Consider the following 12399-nt stretch of genomic DNA (forward strand, 5'->3'; position numbering starts at 1 on the left):
TATATTATACTATACTTTACTGAATCTATATTATTTTCAGTAAATATAGTTAAGGCGATTCATTCAACTGATAAAATATTTTCTTTTATTCCGGAATGATGAGCGACTGTCCTGGACTAATGATATCGGATGATAAATTATTTGCCGCTTTAATTTTTTCAACACCACTCATAGGATCACTATAGTATTGTTTTGCAATACGGAATAAATTTTCATTTGCACTAACAGTATGTACTTTTACACTTTCTTTTTGCTTCTCATGATGTTGAGGTGGACTATTTTCTTTTTTCATTGAAGAATCGTCCTTTTCTGTTTGTTTATGTGAAGAATCGGTTTTTGATATTTGTTTAGCTTCCGAATCCTTTTTTCCCTCTTTTTCCGATGTTTCAGATGAAGATTCTTTTTCTTTGTTTACATCCGCTTTGTCTTTTTCGTCTTTATTGCTAGCTGCTACCGCATTATTTCTTTGGACTTCAATCAGATTTTCATCTTTATCAACAGCAACTTCTTCATTATCTCCTGGATTCCAAAAGCCCCAAACATATATTAAAATCGCTAATGGAATACCGATTAGAATAACGGTTAAAGTGGTGAGTAATGGAGTTTCTTTTGTTTTTTTCTTTTTACGACGACGTTCTGAACGACTTAGTCTCGTTTTTGAATCTTTTATCTCAATCGATTGGCGGTGTTCTTCAATCTTTTTTCGATAATCATTTTTACTCATAATGCACCTCCATTTGCAATCATATCTAATTATGACGAAAATGAGGGAAAAAGTAAATGAGAGGAAATTTTTATTTTCAAAGATTTTTGTCGCAATGATGATTATTTTACTACAATCAGTCAGTTCCTAATAAAATTTGTCGCAATCTCCTCTGCCAAGTGGTCGAATTTCTTTTTGTTTCTTTTGTTGTTCTTGGAAGGAGAAAATGCTGGTATTCTAAACCACAATGTTCACAGCAATGCTCTGGTTTACTATTTAATGTTTGGCCAAAGTAATGGACAAGTTGTTCTCGAATACATTGATCACTTTTTACAATGTTCAACATTTCTTCCACAGAACGATATTTGTCACTCATCATTTGTCGAAAAATAGATTTGACTTCATCCATCGAATAATGCTCCATCCAATAGTGCAATACGCGAAAAGATGTTTCAGAAATCAGTCCATCATGCATCATTTCTTTCGGATTAACTTGCCTTCTTACATATTCATCGTACAACTCAATTTGATTTTCATTCGGCAAATCTTCCCCTGCAATATAATGAGCTACATCTTCATCCCCTTCACAATACAACAAAATAGCGATTGCGTCTTTGCCGTCGCGACCAGCTCTTCCTACTTCCTGCATATAATCTGCGATGTTTGAAGGAATTGAATCATGAATAATTTGACGTACATTTTCTTTATGTACGCCCATGCCAAAAGCGTTCGTAGCAACAATCCATTCCAAAGAGCCGTCTAAAAACTGCTGTTGAATAAATTGTCGGTCTACCGCATCTTTTCCCCCGTGATAGGAAGAAACAGAAAGCCCGTGATTCAATAATTGTGTTGTGATATCATCCGTTCTTTTTCTCGATCGCGTATAAATAATGCCTGGCCCTTCTGTATGAAAAACATGTTCAAAGAGCCATTCCATTTTTTCTTCCTTTGTGTGAAATATTTTTTTCCCGTAACGAATGTTTGGACGGTCAACGGAATGAATGTATTCATAAGGGTCATCCATCTTTAAAACATGCCGTATATCTTCTAGCACTTTTTCTGTTGCAGTTGCAGTTAATGCTAAAATCGGTGGTCGTTTATCTTTGATTAGGTCTCCAATTTTCAAATAATCCGGTCGAAAATCAAATCCCCACTGGGAAATGCAGTGGGCTTCATCAACCACAATTAACGCCAATTCGATCTGATTCAGTCTGCTTTTAACCTGTTCCTGCATCAACATTTCCGGTGAACTAAAAATAAATCGATATTGAGGTAAATATTGTAAAACTCGTTGTTTTTGTTCACGATTCAATAAAGAATTCAATGCTACTACCCGTTTTTCACCAAATTGTTTCATTCGGTCAACTTGGTCTTGCATGAGGGATAGTAATGGAGAAATAATTAATATCGGTTTTTTAAATATGTATGCTGGAAGCTGGTAACATAAGGATTTCCCCATTCCAGTGGGAAGTAAAGCGATTGTATCTCTTCCATTCATTAATTGTTCAATGACTTCTTTTTGTCCTGGTCGAAATGAAGTGTATCCAAAATGGTTTTGTAACAGCTGTTCTAATTGCAAAATTTTTCACCTCTCGCCAGTGCAAGACGCAATTGAAAATAAGATAAATGCGGTAGCACTTCATGAAGAATTTTCAACTTTTTCGTATTGTAATCTTCTGTCGCTGTAAGTACGAGTTGTATATCTTCTTTTTTTATAAATTGTTCAATAGGAAACGTTGAATCATTGATTGCTAATTCAACTAAGTGGTCTTCAATGGTACTTTGTTTTAACTTCCGAATTTTGCAGATTTGTTCAATCGAATATCCTTTTTTAAAGAGCATCGCAGTATGATAAGCAGAACCCGTCAGCGGAATTTCTACGCGAATCTTATCAGCGATTTGAGATAGGTATGGGTATTGTTTCGTGTTCAATAGTATTTCATTCAACCATTGATGAAGACAAGCTACAAATATGATTTGAACATCTATTTCGGCCATTTGATATTCCATGCTAATTTGTTCCCAAGTAAATCCAGTTTCTTGATAGCCCGCTAATCGTTTTACAACAATTTCTTTTGCTTGTGTATTGATTTGTGCCCTTTCAAGACTTTGTAGAATTTCATCATATAAGCTATGGTTTAGAAGTCCCGATTTGTAATCATTGATTAAAAGGAAATGTCGCACCCAACGCTGAATTTCTTCATCTTTTTGAATAGGAGAAAATGCCATGACATTTTCTCTTGCATGCGATAAACTTTGTACTGTTAGTGAGAGTCTTGAAAAAAAGATCTGTTCGTTTCCTCTATATTGCCAACCATTCAAAGGAAGTGGCTCATAATGCTGAAGAAGTTCGTTTGCTTGTTTCGTTAATTGAAAACTATTTTCTGATATAACGATCAATTGATGTTCAACAAGTTTTTGAATCTCTTTATCATAAATTTGCCTTGTTAATGTTGGTAAAATACCAAAATATGAATGCAAGCGGAATATACCAACATCTTGAATCGTTTGGCCAGAGCGCTTCCCTTTCAGCAAATGATAAGGAGAAGAAATTGTGCGCTCATTTTCTACGGTTTTTAATATATCTAAGACTAAATACTGAAATAGCAAATCAGAACCTCCAATTTTACAGTCTTAATGTTGAAAAGTGTAATAAACAGTTTTAGAATAATAAAGAAGCTTTAACTTGGAAGCGCAATAGAAAAAAGGAGAGATTACTAAATGGCAAAATACACAATTGTAGATAAAGATACATGTATCGCTTGTGGTGCTTGTGGCGCAGCTGCCCCTGACATTTATGATTACGATGATGAAGGAATTGCCTTCGTTATTTTAGATGATAACACGGGTACCGCTGAAGTACCAGAAGATTTACTGGAAGATATGCAAGATGCCTTTGAAGGTTGCCCTACAGATTCTATTAAAGTGGCAGATGAACCTTTCGATGGCGACCCATTGAAATTTGAATAGAATATAAGAGTAGGTGCACCGATAATGGATGCACCTGATTTTTATTTCCCTTAGAATTTTACAATAATTTTTTCCCCTACTACGCCTTTTGCTCCCGCATCTTTTTAAATGGCTATGTTAATGAATATTGTTGATTCTATTAATAAATTAAGGACTTCAAGATGTGAAGTCCTCTTTCAATTATCATTAAACTTTCTTTTTGAATCTGTCTCTTGTATTGGAGTACACCAATGCAAAAATAATAAGTGATAAAAATAAAATAAGACCAATAATAAATAAAACTTGGTTTTCTAACATCTCACTCAATGCAAATAATAATATGCTAAAGCTAATACCATACATAATTTTACCCATAAACTTGCACAAAGCTACTTCATCGTATTGAGCCTTTTCACTGTCAGGCATTGTATTGTAACCTGCGAGTATTGATGCTCCTTTTCCTTTCGATAGTGTGATAGCAAAAATTAAGAAAGGTATTGAAATAATAAGAACAGCTACTCCCAAACGAGTTACCTCCTTTTCTATAAGATTCTCTGTTGGTTAAACAATCGAGATTTTAATATTTATACGTTCTTAATGAATCATAGGTTTCATTAATTGGAAATAGACAGCTCTCTACAATCATTTTACTTATAGATGCATTATCACTTCGGTGTTTAACAATATCTAAGAATTGAAACCAACTCAAATAATGGTCGAGGTATTTTGTTGCCACACCATTAAATCGTTGCATCCAACCTTTTAAACGGCTGTGATAGTTATTAACGTTTTGGATATGATACAATCCTTTTACACGTTCTGTACCATCTGACTTAAAACGATAATGCTCCAATTCTTTGCTTTTTGCATAGGCAGAAAAAGCTCTCCAAGCATCGGTGCAAAGAGTATTGTCCGATGATAGTTTAGAACCAATAGCCTTATCTAATTGAGTTTTAACAATTCTACCTCTACCAAGTACACCAGAATATGTTGCCTTTTGACGGTCTCTTGCGATTAAAACGCAAACCTGTTCGTGACTAATGCCACGAAATTTTGACGAGCCACCACGTTTGCGAGGTTTACGCCCCTCGATATTTCTTTTGCCTTTTTCCGAATACAGAAAATAAGTTTCATCCATCTCTACAATCCCTGAAAAAGATTCAAAATTCATTTGTTTTAATGCAGACAATACTTTATGCCTCCAATAAAACAGGGTAACGTAAATGTACATTACCAATGAGTTCTGCCGATTTACGGAGTGAATAACCTTCTAACATACATTTTATAAAATCCAACCATTTTTCAGACTTATGGGTTCGATACAATGGTGTTGCAGTTACATCAGTAAATGTTTTTCCGCAATCTTTACAACGGTATCGTTGACGTTCAACTTCTTTCAGACCAAGTTTTACTGTATATTTACCAAAACGAACCACTTGTTTAGAATTACAGTGTACACAGGTGTAGCCATCTTTATTTTTTCGTTCAGTTACTTCTTGAAAGACAGGTTCACTTGCAGAAAATGACATAAGAGAATTGATAAAAAATTCTTTTAACCGATGTTGTTCTGCTGAATTCAATTTTTTAATCTCTGCTATTAACCCTCTTAATGTCATTTCAAACCCTCCAAACTAATGTTCTTACTAACATTATAGAACATTTGTTTGTTTTTATCAAATATCAACAGAGTAATTTAACAAAGCCTTTTAAATAAATAAGAAGCTAACAACATGAAGCACCCTAGGCCAAAAATGGTATAATATGAAACCTCAAATGAAGGTCCAAATGGTTGAATCGCAAATCTTACATAAAAGCTCATCGCAAATAAAACAATCGTGATGAATCCAAAGAAAATTGTCATTTTTTGTTTTGTTTTTGGTTCTTGAAAAGCTTCTTTTTTCAATAGATTCACTATTAAATAAATCAACATCAATAAACTACCGACTAGCAGAAGAGTTGAGATAACAAGATTTCCAGAATAAATTATTTGATTCTCTTTATTTAGTAAAGGAAATATTCCACGAACAATCAAATACCACCCGAATAACGTAAAAAGGATTTCAAAAGCGAATTCTAATTGGCGCTTCCAAGATTCTTTTGGTAAAGAGGCAATTATTTCATCCGCTAAATCTTTTGGATTTTTCCCGAAAACTTCAGATGCTGTTTTTCCTTCCTTCTGTGCTTCTAATAGATGTTCTAGCATTTCAAGTAAAACTTCCTCTGTAGCTCGCTCATTTCTCGATAAATTGGCGCGAATGTAAACAAGGAGATTTTCATAATATTGCTGATTTTCTCGTGTAAGCTGTTTTCTTTTTTCGTTATTTTGTCGTATTAACTCTTTCACTGAAACTTTCATTTATTATCACTCCCCAACAATTTTTCGATGGAAGAAGATAGGATTTTCCATTCTTCCCGAATATTATCAAGTACTTCTTTTCCTTTCACCGTAATAGAATAATATTTTCGATTTGGGCCTGAAACAGACGCCCTCATTTCCCCCACAATATATCCATTTTTTTGAAGCCGTAATAGCACTGGATAAATTGTACCTTCACTAATATCTAAGCCAACTTGTTCTAGCTTTTTTGATAATTCGTATCCATAGATCTCATCTTTTTCAATAATTGCTAATATACATCCATCGAGCACTCCCTTTAACAATTGACTCCGAATAGACAAAGACTTCACCACCTCAATTGTTGGAATGATAAGCACCTATCTTGTAAAACAAAGTAACTATACATAACTATATTGTATTACAAAATAGCAGTCAATAGTTTATATTGATTTTTATTAGAAATGCTGTTACACTTCTAGTAGTTGGTACTAATAACTGATGTTAAAGGGGTCAAGTACATGGATGTATTAAAATTAAAAGATAAAAATATCGTTGTGATGGGCGTTGCCAATGAAAGAAGCATCGCTTGGGGAGCAGCAAAGAAACTATTAGAAGTTGGAGCAAACGTGATTTTCACGTATCGAAAAGATCGTTCAAAAGCAAAACTAGAAAAAATTTTAGAAGACTATCAAGACCACAAAACAGCCATTATTCAATGTGACGTGAACAGCGACGAATCGATTCAAAATGCATTCAAACAAATTGGTGAACAATTCGGTGTCATCCACGGTATCGTACATTCTGTAGCCTTTGCTCATGCAGAAGATTTAAAAAATCGCTTTGTTGAAACTTCTCGAGAGGGCTATGCCTTTGCCCAAGATACAAGCGCATACTCATTAATTGCTGTTGCTAATGCAGCGCGTCCTTATATGACAGAAGGCGGCTCTATCGTTACAATGTCTTACTTGGGTGCGGAACGAGTTCTTGAAGGATATAATGTCATGGGTGTTGCGAAAGCAGCGCTTGAAGCAAGCGTTCGTTATTTAGCTGCGGATCTTGGCAAAGAAGGTATTCGCGTTAATGCCATTTCCGCTGGTGCAATTCGTACATTGGCTGCTAAAGGTGTTCCAAGCTTTAACGAAGCCCTTCACCGTTATGAAGAAGTATCTCCATTGAAACGCAATACAAATAAAGAAGAAGTTGGAGATATGACAGTCGTAATGCTTAGCGAATTATCCCGCGGCGTTACAGGAGAAACGATTTACGTTGACTCAGGTTATCATATTATGGGATAATCTTTCACTAGCTGTAGTACAAATCAATTGTTGGTTTGTGCTACTTTTTTTATTTTCTCACAATAAAAGGCCATTCTCTAAACGAATGACCTACTTACAACTATGTGAACTACCCGCCACCTACGCTTCGCTTAGAGGTGGGGGCTTCTCGGGTAATCCCATCTCATGATGGGAAATAGACCGAGCTATCCCTCTCGTTCCAAGAGTTCTTTTTACTATACTAACCCTAACAGCCGCAATCCTTCATGTTTGATATTGATAGAAGCGTTCCAATCACGGTCTGCCACAAAACCACAATCACAGCGAAATGTACGCTCAGAAAGAGATAGAGACTCCTTTACTCGACCGCAACATGAACAAGTTTTGGATGATGGAAACCATTTATCTATTTTGATAAGCTTTTTTCCTTGCTCTTCTAACTTGTATTGGAGAAATGTTGTAAACATCCCCCATGCGTTATCAGTAACACTTTTACCAAAATGTAGGGCTTGTGACATTCCCTTCATGTTGAGGTCTTCAACAACAACACAATCGTACTTGCTTGCAAGATGATGGGACAATTTGTGTAAAAAGTCTCTTCGTTGGTTTGCAACCTTTTCATGTAAGTTCGCTACTTTCAGTCGCTGTTTGTGCCAACGATTAGAACCTTTCTTCCTGCGTGACAAAATACGTTGTTCCTTCGCTAATTTTTTCAATGCTTGTCGATAGAAACGAGGATAATTGGCTCTCTTACCCTCTTCACTATCGACATACAGACCATCCATAGCAAAATCTAATCCAACCACATGTTGAATGTTTACTTTAGTAGTTTCTTTCTCATATTCTGTCAAAATCGAAATATAGTATTTGCCTGTCTTTGTTTTCGAAATAGTGCAAGATTTGATTTTGTAATCAGCAGGAATCTCTCTATGTTGCTTCATTTTCAGCGGCTTTTTGAACTTTGGTAATTTGATATGACCATCTTCAATCTTAATATTTCCATTGACCATATTGGTTGTATAGGATTGCTTGTGTTTTTTACTTTTGAATTTAGGGAACTCTGTACGACCTTCAAAAAAGTTCTTATAGGGGTAGCGTCAGGAAAATGCAGATTTACAACGTTAAGGAAATTACAATATTAAAAAGCCCAATTTCTCAGTATTAAAATTGAGAAATTGGACTTTTTTAGTTACTCCAGAAACGCGCCCTTTAATTGAATATCTTAAATAGGGTCTTATTCAAAAAAAACGCCTATGCTTCTTAAACTAACCTGCACCCGTTACTTTAAGTGGATTTCACCTTAAACTTGAGATTTATTTTTTAGAATAAATTGATTGTGAAACAGTGATACTACATAAAAACTCTAATCCGGTTGACAAAAAACCGTCCAGACGGTATAGTATAAATATCGAAAATATGGAGGTTATTATGTCTATTTCAAAGCATGCAAATAAGAAAAAAAATATATTGACTGCTGCATCTGAAATTGTAAAAGAAGAAGGGGTTGTCAAACTCACTTTAGAGGCGGTCGCCCAAAAAGCTGGGGTGAGTAAAGGTGGATTATTATACCATTTCCCTAGCAAAGAAGCATTAATTAAAGGAATGGTGGAAGATTGGACAAATAATTTTTTCGAGAGCATTCTAACGTTAGTTAATAACGATAATAAAGAGATAGGAAAATGGATAAGGGCTTATGTTAATACTACATTTTCCGATTTAGATAACAACAATCTAAATTCAGCATTAATGGCTGCGATGTTTATTAATCCAGATTTATTAGACGACTTCCGCCAGAAATACAATAGTATGCAAACAAAATTAATAAATGATGGGATCGACCCTGTCAAAATTACAATAGCAAGATTATCCATAGATGGTTTATGGTTATCAGAAATATTTGGAATGGCACCATTAAGCGAAGATTTAAAAGTTAAAGTTTTTGATGAACTAATCAAAATGACTCAGGAGGATGAATAACAATGTCTTATCTATATTTAGCACTTGCAATAGTGGGGGAGGTTATTGGCTCTTCCCTATTAAAAGCATCTGAAGGCTTTTCAAAACTCTATCCTACAATAGGGGTAATAATAGCTTTCGTTGGTTGTTTTTTCTTTTTATCCTTGTCGCTAAAAACAATCCCCTTAAACACTGCATATGCATTATGGGCAGGTTTAGGACTTGTTTTGACTACAGTAATTTCAGTTTTAGTTTGGAAGGAAAAACTTAACATGGCTAGCATTGCAGGAATAACACTGATTCTTGTAGGAGTTGTAATATTGAATTTGTTTGGACCAGGACATGGAGAATCTGGTCATGAAGCAAGCGAAACTATTACAATCAATGAAAAGATGGAATAACAAAAACATACTAAGATTAGTAGTACAAACCAAGGCCAAGGTTTGTGCTACTATTTTTTATAGTAGAAGTGAAGAAAAGTCGACCAGTCTCAGGGATCTTTGAATCCGTATTAAAAACTGGCTAACTTCACACCCTTATGCGAATCAGTTTAGTATGTTGGGTCCATAGAGATCGTGTATAAGAAAGTGGAATCGATAAGGTAATGTGAAGACTTCTATGAATTGGCAAAGAAGGAGTAATGGAATGAAACATGTTATTGGTTTAGATGTTAGTAAAGGAAAGAGTACAGTAACGATCTATGATAGTTATCGTCAGTGCAAATATGAAGGTGAAATCAATCATACACGAAGAGATTTTGAACAATTGCATAAGCGAATAGTAGATATTACATCACTTGATGACCAAGCACCAGACATTGTATTTGAAGCAACAGGTGTTTATTCAAAACCGATTGAAGCATTTTTAAAAGATTACGGTTATGCATATTGTCGGATGAATCCCCTTGAAGCGAACTTACAAATGGCGAAGATGCGTCGACATAAAACCGATATAAGCGATGCTCATGAATTAGCCAAAACACATTTTAAAATGGAGAGAGAACCAACCTATATCCAAGATGATTATTATGAGCAGATGCGTGCATTGACACGTTATTATGATGAAATTGATGAAGAAATGATTTTATTAAAAAATCGTCTGCATTCCATTTTACAATTGAGTTTTCCAGAATTAGAAAAAATACTGACACCAAATTCTGCACTATTTTTAAATATAGTACAACTATACCCTCACCCAACACTTGTTTTAGCTCACTCTAAAACTGTCATTAAGAATCGTCTAAAAGCGAATACAAGAAAGAACCTTTCTTTAGAACGTGCAGAGAAAAAAGCAATTGCTTTATTAGAAGCTGCTCAAAATAGTTATCCAGCGATTAAATCTACCGATGTGCGATGTGAACAAGTCCGTGATTACGCAAATCGAATAGCAGAATTAAAGGATAAAAAAGAAGCACTTGTCCAACAAATGATTACTTTATCAAAAGATCGAAAAGAGTATATGGTTTTACGTTCCATCCCTGGTATCGGTGATTCTACTGCTTGTAGATTAATTGGGGAAATGGGTGATATTCGTCGCTTTCAAAATGCTAAACAATTGAATGCTTATGCGGGAATTGATATTATGCGCTATCAATCGGGGAATACACAGTATCATGATCGTATTAATAAAAGAGGTAACAAACACTTGCGAAAGCTTTTATATTTTATGGTGTGTGCCATGATTATGAAGAAGAAAGATAAACCGAATCATTTTGTAGATTACTATTATAAATTAAAAACACAACCTCAGAGAAAGCCTCATAAGGTTGCGATTATCGCCTGTATCAATAAATTTTTAAAAGTGACGTTCCAGTTACTGACACATGGCATTTTATACGATTATGAAACTGCCTTAAGTTAAATAATCGATTAACTACACTATACCATAAATGACCTTGCGAAAAAATTAAAAAAACGTTAGGTCTTTTTGGCATGCCAAAATTTAGTTGTAGTTGTGAGGGGGTACCCCCTCACAACTACAACTAAAATAAAAACATATACAAATTAATAAAATATACTTGACTAATCGTAAGAAAAGAGACTGAGACATAAGTAGTTCAGTCCTTACTATACCTGAACGATTGAGAGTTTATAACTTTTAATCGTTCAGGTTTTTTGATTGTGAAAACAATGTTGGAAACAGGGTGGAATGGAGCGTAGGACACTCGACTCCAGCAAGGAAGCTCAGGTTCCTCCCCGCGGAAAGCGAGTGGCCGTAGCGCAATGGAACGAACGTGTTCAGACAAATCAAAGAGATGGGAACAGCTAGTGTTCGTCTTTTAGAAGCAATCATTTTGTTATGTCCCAAACTCTTTTTTTGTTATTCTACTCCTGCTTCTTTAGTTTAAGTACATTTCTTAACAATACCAAACAAGTATTAACATAAATATCCAGTTCCGTTCAGAAATCTTATTCAATAAAAGGGCTATTAAATGAAGTACTTAATTTTATTCAATTATCTCGAATTCAAGTATTCAATATAATGGCCCTTTAATGGAATAGGGAACGACTATTTTTTCCCTTCCGACAGCTTTCTATATAATGAAGCCCTAGACACATTTGTAATTTCACAAATTTGATTTACAGTTATACCTCCTTCTTTATATAGCTTTACTGCATAATTCATTCCTGCGTGATTTTTATGATATTTCTTTAACCGACCTTTAAACTTTCCTTCTTTCTTAGCCAGCTCAATCCCTTCACGTTGACGCATACGGATTAGATCTCGCTCTAATTGGTTAACACCAGCCATTACCGTAATTAAGAATTGGCTGTATGGATTATCTTCTGATAAATCTAACCATGAATCCTTGAGTGATTTTAAGCTTGCTTTTTTACTTCGTATTAAATCGATCAATTCAAATAAATCCTGCGTACTTCGAGTGATTCGAGTCAAGTCTGTAACATAAATAATGTCACCTTCCCGTAAGTCCTCTAACATTTTTTGAAGTTGCTCACGATCCTTTGTTGCTCCAGAAATTTTTTCTTCAAAAATAATATCCATTCCAATTTCGTTCAATTGCTGAAATTGCCTTGAAGGATTTTGGCTAGTCGAACTAACACGTATATAACCGATTTTTCGCAAAATGTCACCTCGTTTTTGAGACAAGTCTTATGAGACTCTCTTAACTATGATTTTATCAGTCTATTACACTTGTATCAATAGAGTACACTCTATTG

The 12399-nt window shown here is 34.8% G+C and carries 12 protein-coding genes and 2 pseudogenes; 5 read left to right on the forward strand and 9 right to left on the reverse strand.

Going from position 1 to position 12399, the window contains the following annotated elements; translation table 11 throughout:
- Window positions 1-85: 85 nt before the first annotated feature.
- The 3 genes from NSU17_RS02035 to NSU17_RS02045 form a co-directional block, all read right to left on the reverse strand.
- Complete coding sequence (locus tag NSU17_RS02035) at window positions 86-724, reverse strand: LysM peptidoglycan-binding domain-containing protein (protein ID WP_340704152.1); 639 nt, start codon at window positions 722-724, stop codon at window positions 86-88.
- Between the two features lie 115 nt (window positions 725-839).
- Complete coding sequence (locus tag NSU17_RS02040; RefSeq protein ID WP_340704153.1) at window positions 840-2282, reverse strand: RecQ family ATP-dependent DNA helicase; 1443 nt, start codon at window positions 2280-2282, stop codon at window positions 840-842.
- Complete coding sequence (locus NSU17_RS02045) at window positions 2273-3313, reverse strand: helix-turn-helix domain-containing protein (protein ID WP_340704154.1); 1041 nt, start codon at window positions 3311-3313, stop codon at window positions 2273-2275. The genes NSU17_RS02040 and NSU17_RS02045 overlap by 10 nt, the downstream gene beginning before the upstream one ends.
- A gap of 111 nt (window positions 3314-3424) precedes the next feature.
- Between NSU17_RS02045 and NSU17_RS02050 the strand changes: the two genes are divergently transcribed.
- Window positions 3425-3673, forward strand: a complete 249-nt coding sequence (locus NSU17_RS02050; protein WP_016836934.1) for a ferredoxin — start codon at window positions 3425-3427, stop codon at window positions 3671-3673.
- A gap of 186 nt (window positions 3674-3859) precedes the next feature.
- Here NSU17_RS02050 and NSU17_RS02055 read toward each other — a convergent pair whose 3' ends face one another.
- The 4 genes and pseudogenes from NSU17_RS02055 to NSU17_RS02070 form a co-directional block, all read right to left on the reverse strand.
- Complete coding sequence (locus NSU17_RS02055; RefSeq protein WP_340435926.1) at window positions 3860-4177, reverse strand: DUF3784 domain-containing protein; 318 nt, start codon at window positions 4175-4177, stop codon at window positions 3860-3862.
- A 52-nt stretch (window positions 4178-4229) separates the two neighbouring features.
- A pseudogene (locus NSU17_RS02060) lies at window positions 4230-5268 on the reverse strand (IS1595 family transposase).
- Between the two features lie 77 nt (window positions 5269-5345).
- Window positions 5346-6008: a DUF1129 family protein gene (locus tag NSU17_RS02065; RefSeq protein WP_340704155.1), complete on the reverse strand. Its 663-nt coding sequence runs from the start codon at window positions 6006-6008 to the stop codon at window positions 5346-5348.
- The gene (locus NSU17_RS02070) at window positions 6005-6331 is read right to left on the reverse strand and encodes a PadR family transcriptional regulator (RefSeq protein WP_340704156.1); all 327 of its coding nucleotides are present in this window, start codon (window positions 6329-6331) and stop codon (window positions 6005-6007) included. Before NSU17_RS02070 ends, NSU17_RS02065 begins: the two co-directional genes overlap by 4 nt.
- Window positions 6332-6508: 177 nt before the next feature.
- Between NSU17_RS02070 and fabI the strand changes: the two genes are divergently transcribed.
- The gene (gene fabI / locus NSU17_RS02075) at window positions 6509-7285 is read left to right on the forward strand and encodes an enoyl-ACP reductase FabI (protein ID WP_016836931.1); all 777 of its coding nucleotides are present in this window, start codon (window positions 6509-6511) and stop codon (window positions 7283-7285) included.
- A 215-nt stretch (window positions 7286-7500) separates the two neighbouring features.
- Here the strand turns inward: fabI and NSU17_RS02080 are convergent.
- Window positions 7501-8352 (reverse strand): annotated as a pseudogene (locus NSU17_RS02080) (RNA-guided endonuclease InsQ/TnpB family protein); the annotation flags it as partial.
- Window positions 8353-8692: 340 nt separating this feature from the next.
- Between NSU17_RS02080 and NSU17_RS02085 the strand changes: the two are divergent.
- From NSU17_RS02085 to NSU17_RS02095, 3 genes are all read left to right on the forward strand, one after another.
- Entirely contained in the window at window positions 8693-9241 is a 549-nt protein-coding gene (locus tag NSU17_RS02085) for a TetR/AcrR family transcriptional regulator (protein ID WP_069120663.1), read from the forward strand.
- A gap of 2 nt (window positions 9242-9243) precedes the next feature.
- A complete protein-coding gene (gene qacH / locus NSU17_RS02090; protein WP_069120661.1) occupies window positions 9244-9621 on the forward strand; it encodes a quaternary ammonium compound efflux SMR transporter QacH in 378 nt (125 codons plus the stop codon).
- A gap of 244 nt (window positions 9622-9865) precedes the next feature.
- Window positions 9866-11080 carry an IS110 family transposase gene (locus NSU17_RS02095; RefSeq protein ID WP_340704157.1) on the forward strand — a complete coding sequence of 405 codons (1215 nt, stop codon included), beginning with the start codon at window positions 9866-9868 and terminating at the stop codon, window positions 11078-11080.
- A gap of 648 nt (window positions 11081-11728) precedes the next feature.
- Here NSU17_RS02095 and NSU17_RS02100 read toward each other — a convergent pair.
- On the reverse strand, window positions 11729-12304 hold the full coding sequence (locus NSU17_RS02100; RefSeq protein ID WP_340704158.1) for a recombinase family protein: 576 nt from the start codon (window positions 12302-12304) through the stop codon (window positions 11729-11731).
- Window positions 12305-12399 lie beyond the last annotated feature (95 nt).

The sequence above is a fragment of the Ureibacillus sp. FSL K6-2830 genome (assembly GCF_038004145.1).
GTDB classification, from domain to species: domain Bacteria; phylum Bacillota; class Bacilli; order Bacillales_A; family Planococcaceae; genus Ureibacillus; species Ureibacillus thermosphaericus.